Origin of the sequence: Kytococcus schroeteri, from assembly GCF_002847825.1 — a bacterium.
GTDB classification, from domain to species: domain Bacteria; phylum Actinomycetota; class Actinomycetes; order Actinomycetales; family Dermatophilaceae; genus Kytococcus; species Kytococcus schroeteri.
Map to the genome: position 1 here is coordinate 13,597 of NZ_PKIZ01000017.1, position 21,779 is coordinate 35,375.

22 protein-coding genes are annotated in these 21,779 nt (G+C 74.6%); 9 read left to right on the forward strand and 13 right to left on the reverse strand.

Annotation, left to right across the window (positions count from 1 at the left end):
• Window position 1: 1 nt before the first annotated feature.
• The 6 genes from CYJ76_RS08950 to CYJ76_RS08970 are packed head-to-tail and all read right to left on the reverse strand — an operon-like array spanning window position 2 to window position 4,854.
• A complete protein-coding gene (locus tag CYJ76_RS08950) occupies window positions 2-658 on the reverse strand; it encodes a LutC/YkgG family protein (RefSeq protein ID WP_070703553.1) in 657 nt (218 codons plus the stop codon).
• Window positions 655-2,136, reverse strand: a complete 1,482-nt coding sequence (locus CYJ76_RS08955; RefSeq protein ID WP_070703552.1) for a lactate utilization protein B — start codon at window positions 2,134-2,136, stop codon at window positions 655-657. The genes CYJ76_RS08950 and CYJ76_RS08955 overlap by 4 nt, the downstream gene beginning before the upstream one ends.
• On the reverse strand, window positions 2,133-2,930 hold the full coding sequence (locus CYJ76_RS08960) for a (Fe-S)-binding protein (RefSeq protein ID WP_256374414.1): 798 nt from the start codon (window positions 2,928-2,930) through the stop codon (window positions 2,133-2,135). Before CYJ76_RS08960 ends, CYJ76_RS08955 begins: the two co-directional genes overlap by 4 nt.
• Window positions 2,927-3,064, reverse strand: a complete 138-nt coding sequence (locus tag CYJ76_RS12510) for a hypothetical protein (protein WP_168168416.1) — start codon at window positions 3,062-3,064, stop codon at window positions 2,927-2,929. Before CYJ76_RS12510 ends, CYJ76_RS08960 begins: the two co-directional genes overlap by 4 nt.
• Before the next feature lie 21 nt (window positions 3,065-3,085).
• A complete protein-coding gene (locus CYJ76_RS08965) occupies window positions 3,086-3,865 on the reverse strand; it encodes an ABC transporter ATP-binding protein (protein ID WP_101849892.1) in 780 nt (259 codons plus the stop codon).
• A complete protein-coding gene (locus CYJ76_RS08970; protein ID WP_101849893.1) occupies window positions 3,862-4,854 on the reverse strand; it encodes an FtsX-like permease family protein in 993 nt (330 codons plus the stop codon). Before CYJ76_RS08970 ends, CYJ76_RS08965 begins: the two co-directional genes overlap by 4 nt.
• 353 nt (window positions 4,855-5,207) lie before the next feature.
• On the opposite strand from CYJ76_RS08970, the gene CYJ76_RS08975 reads away from it, so the two are divergent.
• From CYJ76_RS08975 to CYJ76_RS09010, 8 genes are all read left to right on the forward strand, one after another.
• Window positions 5,208-6,374, forward strand: a complete 1,167-nt coding sequence (locus tag CYJ76_RS08975) for a sensor histidine kinase (protein WP_101849894.1) — start codon at window positions 5,208-5,210, stop codon at window positions 6,372-6,374.
• Complete coding sequence (locus tag CYJ76_RS08980) at window positions 6,371-7,057, forward strand: response regulator (protein ID WP_101849895.1); 687 nt, start codon at window positions 6,371-6,373, stop codon at window positions 7,055-7,057. Before CYJ76_RS08975 ends, CYJ76_RS08980 begins: the two co-directional genes overlap by 4 nt.
• Before the next feature lie 320 nt (window positions 7,058-7,377).
• Window positions 7,378-9,180 (forward strand): BCCT family transporter, encoded by a 1,803-nt coding sequence (locus tag CYJ76_RS08985; protein WP_101849896.1) that lies wholly within the window; start codon window positions 7,378-7,380, stop codon window positions 9,178-9,180.
• Between the two features lie 25 nt (window positions 9,181-9,205).
• Window positions 9,206-10,852 carry an ABC transporter substrate-binding protein gene (locus tag CYJ76_RS08990; RefSeq protein WP_180802268.1) on the forward strand — a complete coding sequence of 549 codons (1,647 nt, stop codon included), beginning with the start codon at window positions 9,206-9,208 and terminating at the stop codon, window positions 10,850-10,852.
• A gap of 4 nt (window positions 10,853-10,856) precedes the next feature.
• A complete protein-coding gene (locus CYJ76_RS08995) occupies window positions 10,857-11,834 on the forward strand; it encodes an ABC transporter permease (RefSeq protein ID WP_101849898.1) in 978 nt (325 codons plus the stop codon).
• Entirely contained in the window at window positions 11,827-12,660 is an 834-nt protein-coding gene (locus CYJ76_RS09000; RefSeq protein WP_070705884.1) for an ABC transporter permease, read from the forward strand. Before CYJ76_RS08995 ends, CYJ76_RS09000 begins: the two co-directional genes overlap by 8 nt.
• Window positions 12,657-13,652 carry an ATP-binding cassette domain-containing protein gene (locus CYJ76_RS09005; RefSeq protein WP_238138210.1) on the forward strand — a complete coding sequence of 332 codons (996 nt, stop codon included), beginning with the start codon at window positions 12,657-12,659 and terminating at the stop codon, window positions 13,650-13,652. The genes CYJ76_RS09000 and CYJ76_RS09005 overlap by 4 nt, the downstream gene beginning before the upstream one ends.
• Window positions 13,649-14,398: an ABC transporter ATP-binding protein gene (locus CYJ76_RS09010; protein ID WP_202820476.1), complete on the forward strand. Its 750-nt coding sequence runs from the start codon at window positions 13,649-13,651 to the stop codon at window positions 14,396-14,398. Before CYJ76_RS09005 ends, CYJ76_RS09010 begins: the two co-directional genes overlap by 4 nt.
• On the opposite strand, the gene CYJ76_RS09015 is transcribed toward CYJ76_RS09010, so the two are convergent.
• Both CYJ76_RS09015 and CYJ76_RS09020 read right to left on the reverse strand, forming a co-directional pair.
• Entirely contained in the window at window positions 14,385-16,139 is a 1,755-nt protein-coding gene (locus CYJ76_RS09015; RefSeq protein WP_101849900.1) for an FAD-binding dehydrogenase, read from the reverse strand. The genes CYJ76_RS09010 and CYJ76_RS09015 overlap by 14 nt on opposite strands.
• A gap of 7 nt (window positions 16,140-16,146) precedes the next feature.
• Window positions 16,147-17,394, reverse strand: a complete 1,248-nt coding sequence (locus CYJ76_RS09020) for an MFS transporter (RefSeq protein ID WP_101849901.1) — start codon at window positions 17,392-17,394, stop codon at window positions 16,147-16,149.
• Window positions 17,395-17,477: 83 nt separating this feature from the next.
• Between CYJ76_RS09020 and CYJ76_RS09025 the strand changes: the two genes are divergently transcribed.
• Window positions 17,478-17,774: an ArsR/SmtB family transcription factor gene (locus CYJ76_RS09025; RefSeq protein WP_101849902.1), complete on the forward strand. Its 297-nt coding sequence runs from the start codon at window positions 17,478-17,480 to the stop codon at window positions 17,772-17,774.
• Between the two features lie 101 nt (window positions 17,775-17,875).
• Here CYJ76_RS09025 and CYJ76_RS13105 read toward each other — a convergent pair whose 3' ends face one another.
• From CYJ76_RS13105 to CYJ76_RS09050, 5 genes are all read right to left on the reverse strand, one after another.
• Window positions 17,876-18,853 carry a type IV toxin-antitoxin system AbiEi family antitoxin domain-containing protein gene (locus tag CYJ76_RS13105; protein WP_180802269.1) on the reverse strand — a complete coding sequence of 326 codons (978 nt, stop codon included), beginning with the start codon at window positions 18,851-18,853 and terminating at the stop codon, window positions 17,876-17,878.
• A 195-nt stretch (window positions 18,854-19,048) separates the two neighbouring features.
• Window positions 19,049-19,951, reverse strand: a complete 903-nt coding sequence (locus CYJ76_RS09035; protein WP_238138211.1) for a hypothetical protein — start codon at window positions 19,949-19,951, stop codon at window positions 19,049-19,051.
• Window positions 19,952-19,970: 19 nt separating this feature from the next.
• A complete protein-coding gene (locus CYJ76_RS09040) occupies window positions 19,971-20,489 on the reverse strand; it encodes a cation:proton antiporter regulatory subunit (protein WP_101849904.1) in 519 nt (172 codons plus the stop codon).
• On the reverse strand, window positions 20,486-20,839 hold the full coding sequence (locus CYJ76_RS09045) for a thioredoxin domain-containing protein (protein ID WP_101849905.1): 354 nt from the start codon (window positions 20,837-20,839) through the stop codon (window positions 20,486-20,488). Before CYJ76_RS09045 ends, CYJ76_RS09040 begins: the two co-directional genes overlap by 4 nt.
• The gene (locus CYJ76_RS09050; protein WP_144043065.1) at window positions 20,836-21,654 is read right to left on the reverse strand and encodes a VOC family protein; all 819 of its coding nucleotides are present in this window, start codon (window positions 21,652-21,654) and stop codon (window positions 20,836-20,838) included. Before CYJ76_RS09050 ends, CYJ76_RS09045 begins: the two co-directional genes overlap by 4 nt.
• Window positions 21,655-21,779: the final 125 nt, after the last annotated feature.

Genomic DNA, 21,779 nt, shown 5'->3' on the forward strand with positions numbered 1-21,779 from the left:
CTCAGTCGGTGACCAGCAGCACGATCAGGGTGCGGGGCCCGTGGACTCCCTCCACCCGCTCCAGCTCGATGTCGCTGGTCGCACTCGGACCGCTGATCCACGTCTGCGGCTGGGCAGCCTCCGCATCGGGGTGCAGGCGAGCCACGGCCTGCGGCACATCGGCCACCACCTGCTCGGCGCGGACCACACAGACGTGGGTGTCCGGCACCAGGCTCAGCGCGCGGCGCCCCTGCTCCGGGCCATGGTCGAGCACGATCGTCCCGGTCGCGGCGATGCCGACTGCGGCGGCGGTGACCACCGCATCCACCCCGTCCAGCCCCGCGGTGTCGACCTCCTGCTCGGCGACCACCCGCATCGACCCGTGGCGCACCTCGGACAGCCACCGGTCATCGAGGCCGGTGGGGACGACCACCGAGGAGCACCCGGCCACCTGCAGGGCGCCAGCCACGGCCCGCGGCAGGTCGTCGGAGGTGACGGGCTGCACGGTGGCCCGGTAGTCACGCACCACCTCGGTGAATCGCTCCAGCACCCCCTCGGCAGGTGGTTCGGCGCCCTGCATGGTGGGCATGGTGCGGTGCCCGACCTGCGGGTCGGGGGCACCGTCCACGTCGGCGAGCGCGCCGCGCAGTCGGTCCAGGATCTCGCTACGGGCGCTCATCGCTCGCCTTTCTCGGTCGTGTCGTCACCGTGCTCGCGGGCCCACCACTGGCGGAAGGTCTCCGCGGGTGGCGCCGAAAGGTCCCGCGCCCCGGTCCACGCACCGAGGCCGGGCAGCGCCCGGAACGGACGGTCACCCCGCAGTCGACCCACGGTGGTGGCGGCCCGTTGAGCAGCCTCCAACCGGCGGTGGTCGGACATCACCCAGGTGGCCGCCTTCATCGCCGCCGCCTCGGCCCGGTGCCCGCCGGCCTCCACCGAGCGCTCCCGACCCTCCACCAGCAGGGTGGGGATGTCGATGCGCACCGGGCAGGCGTCGAAGCAGGCGCCGCACAGGCTGGAGGCGTAGGGCAGGGAGGCGTCCACCTCGGAGGACACCCCGCGCAGCAGCGGGTTGAGCACGGCGCCGATGGGGCCGGGGTAGACCGAGCCGTAGGCGTGGCCACCGGTGCGCTCGTAGACCGGGCAGACGTTCAGGCAGGCCGAGCAGCGGATGCAGCGCAGCGCCTGCCGGCCGGTGGTGTCCGCCAGGGCATGGGACCGCCCGTTGTCCAGCAGCACCACGTGCACCTCCTGCGGCCCGTCGCCGGGGTGCACCCCGCTCCAGACGGTGGTGTACGGGTTCATCCGCTCGCCGGTGCTCGAACGCGGCAGCAGCTGCAGCATCGACTCCAGGTCCTCCCAGCGGGGCAGCACCTTCTCGATGCCGACCACCGAGACCAGGGTCTCGGGCAGGGTCAGGCACATCCGGCCGTTGCCCTCGGACTCCACCACCACCAGGCTGCCGGTCTCGGCCACGGCGAAGTTGGCCCCGGAGACCGCGACCTTGGCGCGCAGGAACTTCTCGCGCAGGTGCACCCGGGCCGCCTCGGCCAGGCGGGCGGGTTCGTCGGTGAGGTCCGCCGGCGCCGGGCGGCCCACCCGGCCCATCTCGGCGCGGAAGATGTCCCGCACCTCGCTGCGGTTGCGGTGGATCGCCGGCACCAGGATGTGGCTGGGCAGGTCACCGCCGAGTTGCACGATGAGCTCGGCCAGGTCGGTCTCCCAGGCGTGGATGCCCGCGCCCTCCAGGGCCTCGTTCAGCTCGATCTCCTGGGTGGCCATCGACTTGACCTTCACCACCTCCTCGGCCCCCTTGGCCCGGGCGATGTCGATGACGATGCGGTTCGCCTCGGCAGCGTCGCGGGCCCAGTGCACGGTGGCCCCACGGGCGGTCAGCTGCTCCTCGAGCTGCTCGAGATAGTGCGGCAGGTGGCGCAGCGCCTCGTCCTTGGTGGCCTCCCCGGCCAGTCGGAGCTGCTCCCACTGGTCGACCTCGCCGACCACCTCGGCCCGCTTGGCGCGGATGGTGTGGGTGGCGTGGTGCAGGTTGCGCCGCTGCGTGCTCTTGCCCAGCGCCTCGCGGGCCGCTTCCGGGAAGGGAGGCATGCCCAGGAAGGTGGGCGAGGTCTGCTGGACCGGTCCGGGAATGGTCGTCATGCTGGGTCCTCCTGGGTGGATGCGAGCACCTCGGCCAGGTGCAGGGTGCGCACGCCGGACCGCTGCCGGCCGAGCACTCCGCCGATCTGGGCCAGGCACGAGTTGTCCCCGGCCACCACGACCTCGGCGCCGGTGGCCGTCACCTGCCGGGCCTTCTCGGCCCCCATCGCCACCGAGACGTCGGAGTTCTTCACGGCGAAGGTGCCGCCGAAGCCGCAGCACTCCTGCGCCCCCGGCAGCTCGCGCAGGTCGATGCCGCGCACCGCCCGGAGCAGCTGCAAGGGGCGGTCGCCGACGCGCAGCATGCGCAGTGAGTGGCAGGTGGGGTGGTAGGTCACCGAGTGCGGGAAGAAGGCCCCCACATCGGTGACCCCCAGCACGTCGACGAGGAACTCCGAGAGCTCGTGCACGCGCGGGGCCAGCGCGGCGGCATCGCGCTCCAGGCCGGTGTCGCCCACGGCGCGGGCGATGCCGGTGTGCTGGTGGCGCACCGAGCCCACGCAGGAGCCCGAGGGGGCCACCACCGCGTCGTAGTCACCGAAGGTGTCGATGAAGGAGCGCACCAGTCCGGCGGCCCGCGGCCCGTACCCGGTGTTGGTGAACATCTGGCCGCAGCAGGTCTGCTCCATCGGGAAGTCGACCTGCACCCCAAGACGCTCCAGCAGTCGGACCGTGGCCTTGGGCGCCTCGGGCCACATGGTGTCGTTGAAACAGGTGGCGAACAGGGCAACCCGGCGGGGGCGGGAGGGTGGGAGAGAGGCGCCTGCAGCGCCCTCGATCTGGGCAGTCGTCACGGCATCCGTCCTTCCAGCACGGTGGCCTGCAGGCCGACGATGAGGCAGGCCACCACCAGCCTACCGATGCTCCAGGGCAGCCCCTTGCGCAGGATCTCCGACTCCCGCCCGCGCGGGGTTTGGGCGGACCTCACGCGGGACTGACCCGCGAGGGCTCAGACCGTCAACAAGGAGGCGCCCCTGCGGCGGGCCTTCCCCGCCGCAACCGGCTCGTGGGAGTCCGCCGTCTCCTCCCGCCGCCACCCACCCACGGCATCGGCCAGGACGGCACGCCCCGAGTCCATCGTCAGCACCCGGTCCATGAGCCCCAGGTGTCGCTCGTCGTGGGTCACCACCACGGTGGCCACGTCGTGCTCCCGGGCGATGTCCACCAGACGGGCGAACACCTCGCCGGCACGGGCCGGGTCCAGGGCCGAGGTCGGCTCGTCCACGAGCAGCACCTTGGGGTCGCCCATGATGGCGCGGGCGATGGAGATGCGCTGCTGCTGGCCACCGGAGAGCTGGTGCGGGCGGAGCCCCTCCACGCCGGGAAGGTCCATCTCGGCCAACAGGCTCCGGGCGCGCTCACGGGCGGCGGCCAGGTCCTTGCCGCGCGCGCCCCGCAGACGGGCCACCAGCTCCAGCTGCTCCAGAGCCGTCAGGGCCGGCAGCAGCTTGGCCTGCTGGAACACCAGGCCCACGGTGTCGCGGCGCACGGCGTCACGCTCCGAGGCGCCGAGATCGCCGCACTCCCGGCCACCCAACCGCACGCTGCCCCCATCGGGGTGGCGCAGCAGGCCGGCCACGGCGAGCGCGGTGGACTTGCCCGAGCCGGACGGCCCGGTGAGGGCGATGATCTCGCCGGGCGCCACCTCGAGGGAGAAACCGTCCAGCACGTGGCGCACGTCGTCGCCATCGGGGAAGCTCACGGTCACATCAGTCAGTTCGAGGCTCATCGGGCTCCCTCCAGGGCCAGCGCGGGGTCAATGGTCAGGACGCGGCGGACGGCCAGGGCGCCGCCCACGAGTCCGGCGGCCACGAGCAGCAGCCACGGGACGACGGTGGTCAGGACGGAGAGTTCGAAGGGCACGGCGCCGGTGGTGACGACCCAGGCGCCCAGGGCGGCGGCCACGAGGGCACCGAAGCCTCCGCCGACCACGAGGAGCAGCAGGCCCTGCGTGAGCACGTCGGTGACCAGGGTGCGGCGGCGGGCGCCGAGGGCGCGCATCACCGCCAGGTCGCCGGTGCGCTGGATGGTCCAGACGGTGAGGAAGGCACTCACCACCACCGCGGAGACCACGAGCAGCAGGCCGCGGATGAGGTTGAGCGAGCCCTGCTCGGAGGCGTAGGAGCCCACGGCTTGGAGGGTCTCGCCGCGGTCCATGACGGTGGTGCCGGCGGGGGCCTTCGGGTCGGCCTCGGGGAGCACCAGGGCGGTGGCGGCCGAGCCGGTGGCCATGGGCAGCTGCTGCCAGGTGTCCATGGGGAGCCACACGGCCGGCAGGTGGTTGAGGTCCAGGTACTCGTCGTCCTTGCCCACACCGGTGAGGGTGCCGTCGCGGTTGACCTTCGCGTCGCGCACGAGGTGGCCACCGGCGGCCTCGGAGAGGGGGCCGTCGGGGTCGATGCCGATGACGGAGACGGTCTCGGTGCTGCCGTCGGTGGCGATGCGTGCGGTGGCCATGCCCACCGCGTGCTGCTCGTTGCCGGCCACCTGCTCAGCGGAGAGCTGGCTGCGCGAGAGCTCCACCTTCTCGCCATTGCTCGGCGAGGCGACGACCACCGACTCGCCCGGCAGGGCCTTGACGGCCGAGACGCTCTGCGCACCCAGCCCGGCCGTGAGGCCGCTGAGGGCCACGACCAGCAGCGACACCAGTGCCACCACCAGACCCATGACCGCGAACCGTCCGCGCGCGAACCATGCGTCGCGCAGTGCCACGAACATCTCGTCCTCCTCGATCCTGCCCGGTCGGTTGTCCGGGCATGAACCAGTTCACCGCCCGGGGAGGCGGATTCCATCGGCTGACCGGTGGGGTGCGACCTCAACCGTTCGGTGGATGGCGGGCGGGCAGGTCCAGGAGGGGGCCCACACCGCCAGGGGCCGGGTCCGACACCGGCCCCTGCTCGCGGCGCGGGAAACCGTGCGCGGCACGGGAAAGGTGGCCACCGCACGGGAAGTTCCACGTGCGCCCGTGAGGTTTCCCGTGCCCGGCGACGGTTCCCGTGCGCCCACGCCACACGGCCCCGCACCACCCGCCACGGGCCGGCGTCGACCCGCCCACCACCTACGGTGACCCCATGGAACGCGTGACCCGGGTGATGGCGCAGGTGCTGATGCTGGCCCTCCTCGCCCTGGCCACGTGGCAGTCCGGGGCCAGCCCCCGCCCCACGCCCCCGGACACGGACCCCGCCCTGCCGTGGTGGACCTTTGGCCTGGCCGGTGCCGTCTGGTGGCTCACCCTCGGCGGAGCCTTCACCCGCCGCGTCGCCGGCTCCACCCCCCTCTCCCCCACCCGGGCCAACCTCGCCTGGCTGGTGGCGCTGAGCCTCGGGTGGGCCGTGCTCATGCACCTGCACCCGGCGTTCGCGTGGGTGGCCTTCCCGCTGTTCGTGCTCTGGCTCATGCACCAGCCGCTGCGCTGGGCCGTCCCCGCCGTCGCGGTGCTCACCGCCCTCGTCGCGAGCGCCGAACTCGCCTCCCCCGACGGGGGGCTCGGCGGCGTGGTGGGCCCCGCCATCGGTGGTGCCGCGTGCGTGCTCGGCGCCTGGACGATGACGCGCGTGCGCCAGGAGTCCGAGACCCGGGCGGCCCTCGTGGACGAGCTGCGCGACACCCGCGCCGCCCTGGCCGCCGCCCACGCCGAGGCCGGGGCACTGGCCGAGCGCCACCGCATCGCCCGCGACCTGCACGACACCGTGGTGCAGTCCTTCACGAGCGTGGTGCTGCTCACCGGCGCCGTGCCCGAGGGCCCCGACCGCGACCCACTGCTGGACCGTATCGAGGACGTGGCGCGCGACGGGCTCGCCGAGTCGCGCCGCGTGGTGGAGGCCCTGCGCCGCGAGGACGGCCGCAGCCTCACCGACGCGCTGCGCCAGGCCGCCGAGGCCGTGGTGGACCCGCCCACCGAGCTCGTCGTCACCGGCACCGAGCGCCAGCTGCCCACCGCCACCGAGGTGGGTCTGCTCCGCATCGCGCAGGGGGCGCTGGGCAACGTCACCGAGCACGCCGGCGCCACTCGGGCCACGGTCACGCTCACCTTCGGCGACGACCACGTGCGTCTGGTGGTGGCCGACGACGGCCGCGGCGGGGCCCGCCTGGACGCCCCGCCGCGCACCGACGGGGGCGCCACCCGCGGCACCGGGCTCACCGGGGCGCGAGACCGGGCCGCCGACCTGGGCGGCACGCTGGAGCTGCACTCTCCGCCGCGTGGCGGCACCCGACTCACCGTGGAGGTCCCCGCATGAGCGCCCAGGCCACACCGCGCCCCACCACCCGGGTGGTGCTCGTGGACGACCACCCCGTGGTGCGGGCCGGCATGTCGGCGGTGCTGGCGGCCGGCGGCGACATCGAGGTGGTGGCCGAGGCCGGTTCGCACGCCGAGGCGATGACGGTGCTCACCGGGTCGGGCGGGCCGCTGGCCGGGGCGGTGCCGGACCTGGTGGTGGTGGACCTGCACCTGGGGTCCGGGCCGGACGGGGCGGCGCTCATCCGCGACCTGCGCGCGGCCGGGGTGGCCACGCCGATGTTGGTGCTCACCGCCCACGACTCCGGCGACGACGTGCTGCGCGCCGTGGAGGCCGGGGCCGCCGGGTACCTGCTCAAGGACGCCCCGCCGGCCACCCTGCGCGATGGCGTGCACCGCGCCGCCGCGGGCGAGACGGTGCTGGCCCCGGCCGCTGCGGCGCACCTGGTGGCCGGGCGGCGCACGCCTGCCCCGGAGCCGGCGGCCGCGGCGACGCTCACCGCCCGCGAGCTGGAGGTGCTCCGAGGCGTGGCGCGCGGCCTGACCAACCGGCAGGTGGCGCGGGAGCTCGGCATCGGCGAGGCGACGGTGAAGACGCACCTGGTGCACGCGTTCACGGCGCTGGGGGCGGTCAACCGGACCGATGCGGTGCTGCGCGCGCAGGAGCTCGGCCTGCTCGACTGAGCGGGGCGGGGTGGCCCGCGGGGCTCAGGATGGTCCCGTCCGGACCACCCGTCCCGGGACGTGAGGGGGCCATGAAGGGTCACCTCGACTGTCGAGGTGACCCTTCATGGACCCCTCGGCGCGTGGGCCGCCGGGGCGACACCCGTCTCGCCCGGCGGCGCCCGGGGAACCCATCACCGAGCGGCCGGGAGAGCTTGCCCTCGCGCGTCACGACGTTATGGTGGGTCCGATCGACCGGTCGCGGGCCCCCGGCCCGGGGCGCCCGGACGGGCGTCGGGAGGGAGTCCGCGAGCGCACACACCCCCGACCCAGGAACCCCCATGTTGCAGTCACTCCACGACAAGCTGGGCCTGCGGACGTCACCCGTCATCTTCTTCGGGTCGATCGCGCTCACCGCAGCCTTCATCATCCTGACCCTCGCCTTCCCCACGACCATGGCGTCGACCTTTGCCACGGGCGCCGACTGGATCATCGAGAACCTGGGGTGGTTCTACATCCTGGGCGTGACGGTCTTCCTCATCTACCTCGTCGTGACGGCGCTCAGCCGCTTCGGCCGCATCCGCCTGAGCCCGCGGGACGAACCGCCCGAGCACAAGTTCCTCGTGTGGTTCAGCATGCTCTTCGCCGCCGGCATCGGGTCGATCCTCATGTTCTGGGGCGTCGCCGAGCCGGTGAACCACTTCGCCAACCCCCCGATGGCCGACGTCAAGCCCCAGTCCGACGACGCCGCCCGGGAGGCCATCAGCTTCACCCTCTACCACTTCGGGCTGCACACGTGGACGATCTTCACGCTGCCCTCGCTGGCGTTCGCGTACTTCATGTACCAGCGCAACCTGCCGCCGCGGGTCTCCTCGTTGTTCCACCCGCTGCTGGGTGACAAGGGCATCCACGGCCCGGTCGGCAAGGCCATCGACATCGTCTCGATCGTGGGCACCCTGTTCGGCGTCGCCCTGACGATTGCCCTGGGCACGCTGCAGATCAACGCGGGCCTGGCGCGGGTGTTCGGCATCGACCAGAGCGCCCTGAGCATCGCGCTCATCATCGGCGGAGTCACCCTGATGGCCCTGGCCTCCGTCATGGCGGGCCTCGACAAGGGCATCAAGATGCTCTCCAACGCCAACATCCTCGCCGCCGTCCTGCTGATGGTCTTCATCGTGATCAGCGGACCCACCCTCTACCTGCTCAAGGGCGCCGTCGAGTCGGTGGGCCTGTACGCGCAGCGCCTGCCCTACCTGGCCTTCTGGAACGACGCCTTCGGCGACAACCCGGGCTGGCAGCAGAGCTGGACGATCTTCTACTGGGCGTGGACCATCACGTGGTCGCCCTTCGTGGGCATCTTCATCGCCCGCATCTCCCGCGGCCGCACCATCCGCGAGTTCGTCTTCGGCGTGCTCGCCGCCCCGGTGACCTTCTCGATCATCTGGTTCGGCATCTTCGGTTTCGCCAGCTTCGACATCATCGGCGGCAAGGACGGTGGCAAGCTGGTCACCTCGGTCCTGGAGCAGGGCCCCGAGGTGGCGCTGTTCGAGTTCCTCGACCACTTCCCGCTGGCCTCGGTGGTCTCGGTCCTCGCGGTCGTCATCGTGGTGCTGTTCTTCGTCACCTCGATGGACTCGGCCTCGCTGGTCATGGACTACATGGCCCGCGGCCACGACGAGGACGACCGCTCCCCGGTCTTCCAGCGCGCCCTGTGGGCCGTCGCCACCGGTGTGGTGGCCGTGGTGCTGCTGACCTACAACCCCGATCCCGACAGCGACGTCATCGCGGCCCTGCAGGACATCATCACCATCGTGGGCCTGCCCTTCTTCGTCATGGGCTACCTCATGATGTGGGCCCTGAACCGCGCCATGCGCGAGGACGCCGGCGAGCTGCTGCCGCTGGCCACCAAGCGGTGGCGCAAGGTGCTCCCGCCCGAGGAGGCCGAGCGACGCCGCCAGGAGGGTGACGAGGAGGCGTGGGACACCACCGAGGTGGAGCACGACCCGCACTACACCACCGAGGACGGTTCCACCATCGCCGCGCCGGAAACGGCGGCCTACGTTGCCACCGACCTGCGCGACGCCGATGGCAACGAGGCGTTCACCACCGAGGACCAGCAGGTGGAGGGCGCACACCGCATCTGATCACCTGCTCAGATATGGTGCGCGGGTGACTTCGCGCCCCGTCTCCCGCCGCTCCGTCCTGACCGCCTCCGCGGCAGCCGCCGCCACCGCCCTCGCCGGGTGTGGACTCTCCACCCCCAGTGGGGGCGGTGGCACGTCCGGTGCCCCGTCGGGCAGCGGCGGGGGCGAGGGCGACCACCCCGCCCTGGTGGTGGCCGGCACCGAGGAGCTGGGCGCCTTCAACCCCATCTCCGGCCACGGCGAGCAGGGCGGCACCGCGCTCTACGAGGGCCTGCTGCGCCTGCGCAGCGACGACCCCGAGGCCCTGCCGACCCTTGAGCCCGCGCTGGCCGCCGAGGAGCCCACCGTGAGCAAGGACCAGCGCACCTGGCGCGTGCCGGTGCGCCAGGGGGTGCGCTTCCACGACGGCAGCGAGCTCACCGCCCAGGACGTGGTGGCCACCTACCGGGCGCTCCTGGACCCCGAGTCCGGCAGCGAGGCCGCGTGGGCCTACGACATGGTGAGGACGGTGGAGGCCGAGGGCGACGAGGTGGTCTTCCACTTGGAGTACCCCTACGTGGACTTCCCCAGCCGGATGCTGCTCGGCATCGCACCGAAGGCCAAGTTCACCGGCGGGCCGGCCACCGAGTCCCCGCTCAACCGGGAACCCGTGGGCACCGGGCCGCTGCGCCTGGTCTCGCTCAAGCCCCACGAGGCCACGCTCGAGCGCTTCGAGGACTACTGGGGCGAACCGTCGGCCGTGCCGCGCCTGACCATCACCACCGTGCTGGACGAGGGCACCCGCGCCCAGCAGGTGCGCGCCGGCGAGGTGGACGGCACCGTGCTGCCACCCAAGCTGGCGCAGGCCACCGCCGACGCCGCCGACCACCTGCAGCTGGCCGTGGCCAAGACGGCTGACTGGCGCGGCGTGAGCTTCCCCGAGAAGGCCGCCGTCGCCGCCACCCCGGAGCTGCGGGTGGCGTTGAACCTGGCCGTGGACCGGCAGGCCATGATCGATGCCGTGCTCGGCGGCCGGGGCACGCCGGCCGCCACCCCCGTCTCGGCGGTGTACGGCGACGCCTACGAGGACCTCGCCTACGAGCACGACCCCGAGAAGGCCAAGCAGGTGCTGGAGGAGGCCGGGTGGGCCCCCGGCGAGGACGGCATCCGCACCAAGGACGGCGAGCGGGCCGGGTTCACCCTGGCCTACGACCCCAAGGACTCCGTGCGCCGCGACCTGGCGGTGGCCTTCGCCGAGGACCTCAAGAAGGTGGGCGTCGAGGTGACGCCCAAGGGCATGACCTGGGACGAGATCGAGCCGGTCTACCGCGAGATCGGCATCCTGCTGGGTGGCGGCGACAAGCCGTACAGCATCGACAGCCAGGTGTTCGGGCAGCTGCACACCCCCATGAAGGGCGCCGCGTTCTTCTACAACCCCGGTGGCCAGGGCAGCGACGAGCTGGACGCCCTGCTGGAGAAGGCCCGCCGCGCCACCGACGAGACCGAGCGCAACCGCCTCTACCGGGACGTGCAGAAGAAGACCTTCGAGGACCCCAACGGCGTCTACTTCATGTTCCTCGAGCACACCTACGTGCACGACCCGCGCGGCTACGACACCGGCAACCTCGTGGTGGAGCCGCACGCCCACGGCGTCTCGTGGGGCCCGTGGTGGAACGTCGGCCAGTGGACGTGAGGCGGTGACGCTCTCCCGCATCGGCCGGATGACGGTGCGGCGCCTGGCGTGGTCGGTGCCCGTGGTGGTGCTGGTCTCGCTGGCCGTGTTCGCCCTCGCCGCGGCGAGCCCCCTGGACCCGCTGGAGGCGATGCTGGGCGACCGCTACCAGCGCCTCACCCCCGAGCAGCGCGCCCAGATCGGGCACGCCTCGGGCATGGACGCCCCGTGGTGGCAGGCCTGGTGGTGGTGGCTCGGCGACCTGCTGCAGGGCGACCTGGGGTTCTCGCACGTCTTCCGCCAGCCGGTGGCCGAGGTGCTCGCGCAGCGCGTGGGCTGGACGGTGCTGCTCACCGTGCCCGCCCTGCTGCTGGCCCTGCTGCTGGGGGTGGTGGGCGGCGTGGCCGCCGGGCTGCGTCCGCGCTCCTGGTGGGCGCGCACCGTGGCCGGGGTGGCGATGGTGCTGCAGGCCCTGCCGCCCTACGTGCTGGCCCTGGTGGGTGTGCTGCTGCTCTCGGTCACCTGGGGGCTGCTGCCCACCGGTGGCATGGGGCGCCCCGGCGAGGCCGTCACCGCATCGGGCCTGGTGCGCCACGCGGTGCTGCCGGTGACGGTGCTGGCGCTCAGCCAGGTGCCGTGGCTGCTGCTGGCCGCCCGGGAGTCGGTGGTCGAGACCGCCGCCTCCGATGCGGTGCGCGGCGCCCGGGCGCGCGGCCTCTCGCCGCGCACGGTGCGCCGCGGGCACGTGGTGCCCGCCGCCCTGGTGCCGGTGGCCACCCTCGTGGGGCTGCGGCTGCCGGAGCTGGTGGTGGGCGCCGTCATCGTGGAGGAGGTGTTCGCGTGGCCGGGCGTGGCCAACGCGCTGGTGCAGGCCGCCCTGCAGCTGGACTTCCCGCTCCTGGCCGCCCTGACCACCCTCACCACGGTGCTGGTGCTGGTGGGCTCGTGGGCCGCCGACGCGCTGCACCTGGCGCTGGACCCGAGGGTGGAGATCGATGCGTGAGCTGACCCGCACCGCCGGCGGCCGCGTGGCGCTGGGCACCCTGGCGGTGCTCGTGCTGCTCGCCGTGGTGCTGCCGCTGGTGGTGGACGACTCCACCCACCTCGTGGACGCCCTGCAGCCCCCCTCGGCCGAGCACTGGGCCGGCACCGACCACGCCGGGCGCGACCTGCTGGTGCGGGTGGCCCAGGGGCTGCGCGTGAGCCTGCTCATCGCGGCCCTCTCGGCGCTGGTGTCGGTGGTGCTCGGGGTGCTCGTGGGCGCCGCCGCGGCGAGCCTGGGCCGCTGGGCGGACGCCCTGCTCATGCGCACCGGCGATGCCGTCTCGGCCCTGCCGCACCTCGTGCTGGGCCTGGTGGTGGTGGCCCTCTACCCCGGCTCGGTGGTGGCCATCGTGGCCTCCATCGCGCTGACCCACTGGCCCACCGTGGCCCGCCTGGTGCGCGCCGAGGCGCTGGCCGTGCGGAGCTCGCAGTACGTGGACGCCGCCCGGCTGGCGGGCGCCTCGCGCTGGCAGCTGCTGCGGCGCCACCTGGTGCCGGCGGCGCTGCCCCAGGCGCTCGTGGCCGTGGTGCTGCTGCTGCCGCACGCGGTGTTCCACGAGTCCACGCTGAGCTTCTTCGGTCTGGGGCTTCAGCCCACGCAGGCATCGCTGGGCACGCTGCTGGCCCAGGCACGTTCCGACGTGCAGCTGGGCGCCTGGTGGTCGCTGGTGGTGCCCGCCCTGGCTCTGGGGGCCACCACCGTGGCGGTCGGCGGCCTGGGGCGGGGCCTCACCGACGCCCTGCGCTCCGGCGACGCCATGAGCGAGGCGGAGGTGCACGCATGAGCCCGATGACGGGGGCCACCCCCCTGGACGACACCGCCGCCCCCGCCGCCCGGGTGCACGGGCTCTCGGTGCGCCTGCCCGTGGCCGGGGGCCGCCACCGGGTGCACGCCGCCCACGCGGTGGACCTCGAGCTGCACGCCGGCCGGGTGCATGCCCTGGTGGGCGAGTCCGGGTGCGGCAAGTCCGTGCTGGCCAGCGCCCTCATCGGGCTGCTGCCGCCGGGCGCCGAGGTGGACGGGCGCCTGGAGGTGGCCGGCCACGCCCTGGGCCCGCGCGACGAGGCCGAGTGGCGCCACCTGCGCGGCCACCACGTGGGACTCGTACCGCAGTCGGCGGCCACGCTGCTCACGCCCACCCGCCGCGTGGGGCCGCAGGTGGCCGAGACCCTGCGGGCGCTGTCCCCCGAGGCCCACGGCCGTCGTGGCCGGGAGCTCGACGCCCTCGTGGCCCGGGCCCTGGAGCGGGTCGGCCTCGGGGCGGGAGTGGTGCGGCTGTACCCGCACGAGCTCTCCGGGGGCATGGCCGCTCGCGTGGCCTACGCGCTGGCCACGGCCGGACGCCCCGCGGTGCTGCTGGCCGACGAGCCCACCGCCAGCCTCGACGAGGCCAGCCGCGAGGCCGTGCTGGACCTGCTGCGCGAGGCCGCCGACGACGGCGCCGCGGTGCTGCTCATCACCCACGACCTCACCTCGCTCGGTGCCCACGCCGGACGGGTGGACGAGGTGTCGGTGATGTACGGCGGGCAGGTGGTGGACCACGGGCCGGCCGAGGTGCTGCTCGCCGCCCCCGGCCCCCTCGACGCCCCCGACCCGGTGGGCACCGGCGGCCCCGGGGAGCCCGGCCGCCACGCCTACACGCGCGCCCTGGTGGCGGCCCTGCCGCGGCACGGGCTGCACCCCATCGGTGGGGCGCCGCCCTCCCTGCTCGATGCCGTGACGCCACCCTCGGTGGAGGAGCGGCTGGCCCAGCCCGTCCCCGGAGGTGCCCCGTGAGCGACACCCACCCCGCCCCCACCCCCGCAGCCGCCGGCGAGGAGGCGCGTACCGGCACCCCGCCCGGCCCCGGGCCCGTCGTACGCCTCGCCGGCGTGACCGCCGCCCCCGCCCCCGGCACGCCGGAGGTGCTGCGCGGCATCGACCTCGAGCTGCTGCCCGGCACCACCACCGCGGTCACTGGCCCCAACGGTGCCGGCAAGTCCACGCTGTGCCGGGTGGTGGCCGGGCTCGTGACGCCCTCGGCCGGCACTGTGGAGGTGGCCGGGCGGGCACTGCACCCCGGGGTCCCCGCGGCCGGGGTGGCCATGCTCTTCCAGTCGCCGCGCCGCTCGGTGAGCCCCCGGATGACGCTGCGCCAGGCCATCGCCGAGCCGGTGGAGCTGCGACGCAGCCGGGAGCGCCCCTCCCGCCGCGCCGTCCGCGAGGCCGTGGACGCCGCCGCCGCGGAGGTGGGCCTCACGCCCGACCTGCTGAGCCGCCGCCCGGCCGCGGTCTCCGACGGCCAGCTGCAGCGCGCCGCCCTGGCACGGGCGCTCGTCATGGAGCCGGCCGTGCTGCTGGCCGACGAGGCCACCGCCATGCTCGACCCGGCCACCACGGCATCGGTGGTGGGCCTGCTGCGGGCGCGGGCCGCATCGGGGCTGACGGTGCTCACCATCAGCCACGACGCCGAGCTGCTGGAGGCCTGGTGCGCCGCCCCCGGCGACCGTGTGCTGGAGCTGGCGGCCCTCAGCCGGCGATGACGCCCGCGGCCGCGCGCCGCCCGGTGAACAGGCACCCACCCAGGAAGGTGCCCTCCAACGACCGGTAGCCGTGCACGCCCCCGCCGCCGAAGCCGCTCACCTCGCCGGCGGCGAACAGCCCCGGCACCGGCTCACCGGCAGCGTCGAGCACCGCACCGTCCAACCGCGTGGCCAGTCCGCCGAGCGTCTTGCGGCTCAGGATGCGCAACCGCACGGCCATGAGCGGCCCGGCTGCCGGGTCCTGGAGGTCGTGCGGTGCCACCGAACGCACCAGTTTGTCGCCCAGGTAGGTCCGCGCGTCGCGCAGCAGCCGGCGCTGCGGGTCGTCCTCGCGTCCGTGGGCGGCCACGGCCTCGCGCACGGCGGCCCGGTCCAGCGGCCGTCCGCCCATCGCCTCCATGCGGGCCAGCAGCGTCTCCAGGTCGTCGGCCTCGATGACGTCGTCCCCGGCGTCGACGAAGGCCTGCACCGGTGCCGGTACGTCCGTGCGCACCCGCCCCAGCACCCCGCGCACCGACCGCCCGGTGAGGTCCGGGTTCTGCTCGCTGCCCGAGAGCGCGAACTCCTTGCCCACGATGCGCCGGTTGGTCACGAACCACGAGTGCTCCGCGCCGGTGGCCTGCAGGTGCTCCAGCGTGCCCAGGGTGTCCGTGCCGGGGAAGAGCGGCGCGGGCAACCGGTGCCCGTCGGCGTCGAGCCACAGCGAGCTCGGCCCGGGCAGGATGCGGATGCCGTGCCGGTGCCAGACCGGGTCCGGGTTGCCCAGGCCCTCGGTGTAGGCCCACATGCGGTCGGTGTTCACCCACGCCGCGCCGGCCTGCGCGCCGAGCTCCAGCCCGGAGCCGTCCACGTACGCGGGCACGCCGTGCAGCAGGTCCTCCGGCAGGGCGCCCAGGCGCTGCGGCCAGGCGCCGCGCATCATCGCGTCGTTGCCCCCGATGCCGCCGGTGGCCAGCACTACCGCACCGCCGCGCAGCTCGGTCTCCCCGGTCACGCGAGTGGCGCGGGCCCGGCCGCGCTCACCCGTGGGCAGGGTGGCGCCGGTGCCCGTCCCCGGTGCGGTGGCGCCCCCGTCATCGCCCAGGAGCTCCAGCACCTCGGCCCGCACGCCCACCATGCGGTCGCCCTCGCGGAGCAGCTCGACCACCCGGTGCCCCGGCAGGTAGGTGGCCCGCCCCGCCTCGATGCCGCGGCGCAGGTCGTCCACGAAGGGCTGCACCAGCCCCGGCCCGGTGCCCCAGGTGATGTGGAAGCGCGGCACCGAGTTGCCCGGCCCGGTGTTCTCCACGCCGGGTCCGCGGTTGTCGCCGCGCTCGGCCCAGCCCACCACCGGGAAGGAGCGGATGCCCTTGGTGGCCAACCACTCCCGCTTGCCGCGGTGCGCCCACTCCACGTACGCGCGCGCCCACTGGCGGCCCAGCGCGTCCTCGGTGCGGTCCCAGCCGGCGGTGCGCTCCCAGTCGGCCCACGCGAGCTCCAAGGAGTCCTTCACGCGCAGCCGGCGCTGCTGCGGGGAGTCCACGAGGAACAGCCCGCCGAAGGACCACCAGGCCTGCCCGCCCAGGTCGGTCTCGGGGGAGGCGTCCACCAGGGTCACGGTGCGCCCGGCCGCCAGCAGCTCCGAGGCGCAGACCAGGCCGGCCAGGCCGTGGCCCACCACCACGGCATCGGCCGGTGGGGTGGCACCGGCACCCGGAGCACGGGACGAGGTGGGGCGGAACGAGGACGACGCGGGACTCATGGGGCCATCATGACGCGGCCGGGGCCCGGCGCAGGCGCGCCTCGGTGGCCGCCACGCCGAGGGCCAGCGGCACCGTGAGCAGCGCCCCGAGGGCCAGCAGGCCGAACCCGCCGGCCAGGCCGGTCGCCACGGCCAGGGCACCCACCACCATCGAGCCCAGGCCCGTGCCGGCGTCGTAGCCCACGTTCCACACGGTGGAGGCCGAGCCCAAGCGCGCCGGACCGGCGCGTTCCACCATGAGCACGAAGGTGTCGTTCTGCAGGGCGCCGAAGCCCACCCCGAAGCAGGCCGCACCCAGCACGGCCACCAGGTCGGAGGAGAGCTCGGCGGGCAGCCACCCGGGCAGGGCGCCGGGGCCCGTCATCGCCGCGGCCATGAGGGCCACACCGAGCACCGAGAGGACCGTCATCGGGGCCAGGAGCGGGCCCACGCCCCGACGGTCGCTGAACGCCCCCGCCCAGGCGCGCCCCACCATCTGCCCGGCGGAGACCACCAGCAGCGCCCAGAACACCGCGCGCGTGTCCTGCAGGCCGATGCCGAGGAAGGTGCCCGCCGCGCCGAAGGCCAGCGAGCTGGCGAAGAGCACCACCGCCGGGGTGGCCCACCGGCGGCGCGCCGGCAGCCCCTCGGCGGCCGCGGCGGCGGGGGCCAGCTCCTCTGGCGGGGCCTGCCGCTGGCGGATGCGGGCGGCCAGCGGCGCCACGAGCACCGCCGCCCCACCGGCCAGCCAGAACACCGTGGACCACCCGGCGCCGTGCACGAGCGGCAGGCCGGCGGGCAGGGCTGGGATCTGCGCGGCGGCCAGGGCCACGCCGTACATGCCCACCGCACGGCCGCGCAGGCGCGGCTGGGCCAGGGAGGCCGAGAGCGCCGACCCCGAGACCACGAGCAGCCCGAAGCCGACCCCACGCAGGGCCTGCACCAGGTGCACCCCCCACAGCTCGGTGGTCCAGGGCAGCGCGAGCGCGGGGGCACCCATGAGCACCAGGCCCGCCACGTACGGGCGCACGTAGCCCACCCGTGCCAGCAGCCACGGCATCGCCAGCTGGGCGGCCACGCAGGCGCCCATCATCACCGTGGTGGAGGCGCCCACCCCGGCCGGGGAGGCGCCCAGGTGCTCGGCCCAGGCCGGCACCACCGGCAGCAGCAGGGCGAAGTTGACGAAGGCACCCACGATGCCGACCAGCATCCACAGGTAGGAGGGGGTGAACAGGCCCTCGGCGGGTGTGTGCGGGGTGCGGGGTGAGTCGGACACGCCGCGAGGTTACCGACCGGGCACCCACCCTCCCCGAGCGCGGTGGGGGTGGGCGCGCCCGGGTGGTGTGGCACCCTCGGGGCATGGCCGAGGACCGTCACACCCAGTGGGCGCGGCGCTTCGACCTGCTCGGCGACCCGACGCGGCTGCGACTGCTGGACCGCATGCACCATCACCCGGGGTCCACCGTGGCGGAGCTGGCCGAGGCCGCCGGCATCAGCCACGCCACCGCCTCGCAGGCGCTGCGCACGCTGCGGACCCAGGGCTGGGTGGAGGCCACCCGCGACGGCCGGTCCATGCGCTACCGCCTCGTCGACGAGACCGCCCACCGCCTGCTGCACGTCATGGGCGCCGACCACGCCCTGGACGCCCCCGCCTGACGCCCCCTCAGCCGGGGTCGCTCCGGGTGTCCCGGGGGCGGTCACGCCGTGGACGGACCCACCCCCGGCGAACCGGACCCGCCCCGGCCCGGTAGCCCACCTCACGCGCACCGCCGTCGCGAGCGCGCCACCGCATCGGCCACCATCTGCCGCACTGCCTCCGGCCGGTCGAGGTCCGCCCAGACCAGCCGCACCACCTCGTGACCGGCACGCTGCATGGCCAGGTCCCGCCGCTTGTCCTCCACCGCCAGCCGGCCGTGGTCGCGGTACTTCACCATCCCGTCGAACTCGACCACCACCCGTTCACCCCGGACGCGCAGGTCCACCCGTCCCAGCCACTCCCCGTCGGCGGTCACCAGGTTGACCTGCGGCTCCACCTCGATGCCGAGCCGCCCCAGCAGCAGCCGCGTCCGGGTCTCCCCCGGCGACTCCGACCGCCCGTCCGCCAGCGCCAGCACCGCCGCCGCCCGCGCGTGCACCGGGTGAACCCGGCAGCGGTCCACGAGTTCCTGCACCGCCTCCCGCGTGGTGGCCCCAGCGTGCAGGGCCGCGTCCAGCACCACCACCCCCGCTTCGAGGCCGTAGCGGTCCGCCACGCCGACGGCGGCATCGGCCACGGGCACCACCTGCACGCCCCGGCACCGCACCGGGTGGACGCCCGGGTAGCCCCGGTAGACCGTGTGCGCACGGCGGCGCCGCCCCTGGCCTCCCCGGGTCCGGCTGCCCTCCACCACCGAGGGAAGCCGCAGCAGGGGCAGCCCGTGCAGGACGGCCGCGGACGCGTGGCTGACGGCCGTGTCCGGCCCCCAGGTGCGGGCGACGGCCACCGCGAGGAGGGCGTGCCGCTCCCGCGCCGGGGCCTCGGCCCACCGCCGCCCCTCCACGTAGGCGCCGCGGGCCACACGCACCAGGGCTCCGCGCCGCACCAACGTGGCCGCCGCCTGCTCCCCGATGCCGCACCCCGCCAGCTCGTCCCAGCGCACGCAGCCGTGGTGCACCGCCACGAGAGCGGCCAGCGAGTCCGGCAGGGGCGGCGGGGTCGGCGCGGCGGGCGAGTGGGGTCCGGGCGGGGCGGTCATGGCGGCATCGTGGCCGAGCGGGGCCCACCGCCGCGCCGCACCGTCCACAGCAGGCGTGGTCCGCGGCTCCCACCGCCGCCCGAGCTGCCCGGGGTGGGTTCGGTTGTCCCGGGTCGACGCCGCCCACGACGTCATCCACCCCCGGCGAACCGGACCCACCCCGGATCAACCGGCGCCACCCCGCCTGACGCCCCCTCAGCGCAGCGCGGCCGGGTCCACCTCCCAGCCGCCCGGCCCCACGGACCCGGCCTCGTACTCCTCCAACGGCACGTCGCCGACCGCCCGCGCGCCGAGCACCTGGTCCATGAGCTCCCACGAGCGCACCGCCGTGTCCCCGCGCACCGTGAGCAGCGGGTCCCCGTCGAGGATGCCGGCGAGCACCTCCCCGTAGGGCAGCAGGTCCGGGGCGCCCACGGTGGTCGTGAGCACCTTCTGCTCGATGCGGGCGGGGTCCGTGGCGTTCATCGTCAGGTGCAGCTCCACCGGGCCCGGCTTGAGGCTCACCACCAGCTGGTCGGGCCCCTGCTGCCCGTGCAGCCCGTCGGGCACGTGCCGCACGTCGCGGAAGGTGATGCGCACCTCCTTGCGCTTCCTCCCCAGGGCCTTGCCGCTGCGCAGCACGAAGGGCACGCCGGCCCACCGGTTGGTCCGCACCTCCACCACCACCTGCGCCAGGGTCTCGGTGTCGCGTGCGGGGTCCACGCCCTCCTCGGCGGTGTAGTCCGGCACCTCCCGGTCACCGACCCGCCCCGCGGTGTACCGGGCCCGACGGGAGGCGCGGGCGGTGTCGTCGCCCCACAGGTGCGTGGCCCGGACGACGTGCTCCTTGAGGTCGCGCAGCTCGTCGGCGTCGATGCGGGCGGGCGGCTCCATGGCCACGATGGCGAGTACCTGCAGCAGGTGGCTCTGCAGCATGTCGCGCAGCGCGCCGGCCTTGTCGTAGTAGCCGGCACGGCCCTCCAGGGCGAGGTCCTCGTCGTAGGTGATCTCCACCATCGCGATGTCCTCCAGCACGAGCACCGACAGGATGGCGGGCGTCTCACGGTTGGCCATGGCCCCCAGGTCGCCCAGCGGCAGCGCGATGTGGGCGCTGTCCATCAGGTGTCTGCCCGCCCGCTCACGGCCGGGGCTGGGCGGATCCCGACCCCAGCACCTCCGAGAGCGCCACCAGCCCGGACTGCGCCCCGATGGCCACGAGCACGTCCCCGCCCCGCAGCTCCTGCCCGGGGGTGGGCGCGGTCACCACGGACTCGCCGCGCACCAGGGCCACCACGGAGCATCCCGTGAGGGTGCGGGCCCGCGTGTCGCCCAGGGTGGCGCCGTCGTACCGGCTGCCGGGCTCCACCACGAGGCGGGCGGACTCCAGCCCGGGCACCTCGGCGGAGAGGTCGATGAAGTGCTTGGCCACCCGGGTGGTGCCCAGCATGTCGGCCACCGCGTCGGACTCCTCGAGGGTGAGGTGCAGGCTGTCCTGGGCCCGGTCGGGGTCCTCGCGGGAGAAGGCGCACAGGTCGGCCACGTCGTCCCGGTGCACCACCACCACGAGCGTCCGGCCGGCGCGGGTGGTCAACTCGTAGCGGACCCCCACCCCGGGCAGCACCGACTCCTTGACCTGTGCCCTTCTGCCATGGCTCAAGTGTCCCGCAGGCGGTGGCGCAGCTCGCGGGCGGGCACCGGCCCGTCGATGCGGTGCACGGTCACCCCGTCGCGCACCACCACGACGGTGGGCACGGTGTGCACGGACCACGCGGTGGCCAGCAGCGGCACCTCCTGGGTGTCCACGAGGGCGAACACGCGCTCGGTGCCGTCGACCGCGGCGGACCCGCCCAGCTCGGCGGCCACCTGCGTGAACACCGGCTCGAAGACCGAGCAACTGCCGCACCCCGAGCCGGTGAAGCAGACCACCACGGCCCGCCCCGGGACGGCGAGGAGACCTGCGAGGTCCTCCACCCGACCCAGCCGGCGGACCGGGTCCGGCCGGGTCACGCAGAGCGCGCGAGGTCGGCCGGCGTGACGACCTCCTCACCGGTCACCTCGATGACGCCGAACTCCTCGCCCTGCGGTCCCCTCATGAACGCTTGAGCGGGCGACTGGCTGCCGTGGGGCGGCCTCGCCACGACGGCCCCGGCGGCGGTGGCGCGCTCGAGCCAGGCGGGCAGGTCCTCCACGCCGAACCAGACCGCCCAGTGGCTGGGGACCGAGGGCGGGATCAAGGCCTCGGGCACCACGCCCACCACCTCGCTGCCCCCCACCGTGCCGCTCACGTAGGACTCGTCGCCGCCCCCGTCTGAGGTCCAGTCGAGGTCGAGCACCGCGGCGTAGAAGTCGTGCTGCGTGCGGAAGCGCCGGGTGTGGAGCTCGTGCCACACCACGGTGCCCACGCCGCCCATGGAGCGGTAGCCGGGGCTCCGCCGCGCCTCCCACAGGCCGAACGCGGTGCCCTTGGGGTCCACCGCGCAGCACAGGCGGCAGGCGTCCACGAGGTCCACGGGGTCGTAGAACACGGTCCCACCCAGTCGCGTGGTGGCTGCCACGGCGCGGTCCACGTCGGTGCACGAGAAGTAGGTGAGCCAGCCGGAGGGAGGCACCACGTCACCGGTCGCCTTGGGGCCGATGCCGGCCACCGGTCGGCCGTCCTGCCAGGCGATGTGGAACTCGTGGCCCTCACCGGTGAGCCGCTCCTGCTCGATCTCCCACCCGAAGACCGCGCGGTAGAAGTCCACGGCCGCCGGCACGTCGTCCACCTGGCAGTCCACCCAGCAGGGCACACCGGTGGGCCACGGCTGTTCACCAATCGTCATGGTCCAAGAGTGCCTTCCCCGGGCGCCGGATTCCAGTCCCCACAGGGACCCACACGGGTAATCAGCGGTTCTCCGCCACATATTCATCACCTGCGTACCGGGTGCCTGCCCCCACCGCCGAAGCC

Coding starts and splice junctions, on each gene's coding strand:
- CYJ76_RS08950 (WP_070703553.1), bottom strand. CDS start 658: ATGAGCGCCCGTAGCGAGATCCTGGACCGACTGCGCGGCGCGCTCGCC.
- CYJ76_RS08955 (WP_070703552.1), bottom strand. CDS start 2,136: ATGACGACCATTCCCGGACCGGTCCAGCAGACCTCGCCCACCTTCCTG.
- CYJ76_RS08965 (WP_101849892.1), bottom strand. CDS start 3,865: ATGAGCCTCGAACTGACTGATGTGACCGTGAGCTTCCCCGATGGCGAC.
- CYJ76_RS08970 (WP_101849893.1), bottom strand. CDS start 4,854: ATGTTCGTGGCACTGCGCGACGCATGGTTCGCGCGCGGACGGTTCGCG.
- CYJ76_RS08975 (WP_101849894.1), top strand. CDS start 5,208: ATGGAACGCGTGACCCGGGTGATGGCGCAGGTGCTGATGCTGGCCCTC.
- CYJ76_RS08980 (WP_101849895.1), top strand. CDS start 6,371: ATGAGCGCCCAGGCCACACCGCGCCCCACCACCCGGGTGGTGCTCGTG.
- CYJ76_RS08985 (WP_101849896.1), top strand. CDS start 7,378: ATGTTGCAGTCACTCCACGACAAGCTGGGCCTGCGGACGTCACCCGTC.
- CYJ76_RS09000 (WP_070705884.1), top strand. CDS start 11,827: ATGCGTGAGCTGACCCGCACCGCCGGCGGCCGCGTGGCGCTGGGCACC.
- CYJ76_RS09005 (WP_238138210.1), top strand. CDS start 12,657: ATGAGCCCGATGACGGGGGCCACCCCCCTGGACGACACCGCCGCCCCC.
- CYJ76_RS09015 (WP_101849900.1), bottom strand. CDS start 16,139: ATGAGTCCCGCGTCGTCCTCGTTCCGCCCCACCTCGTCCCGTGCTCCG.
- CYJ76_RS09025 (WP_101849902.1), top strand. CDS start 17,478: ATGGCCGAGGACCGTCACACCCAGTGGGCGCGGCGCTTCGACCTGCTC.
- CYJ76_RS13105 (WP_180802269.1), bottom strand. CDS start 18,853: ATGACCGCCCCGCCCGGACCCCACTCGCCCGCCGCGCCGACCCCGCCG.
- CYJ76_RS09035 (WP_238138211.1), bottom strand. CDS start 19,951: ATGGACAGCGCCCACATCGCGCTGCCGCTGGGCGACCTGGGGGCCATG.
- CYJ76_RS09050 (WP_144043065.1), bottom strand. CDS start 21,654: ATGACGATTGGTGAACAGCCGTGGCCCACCGGTGTGCCCTGCTGGGTG.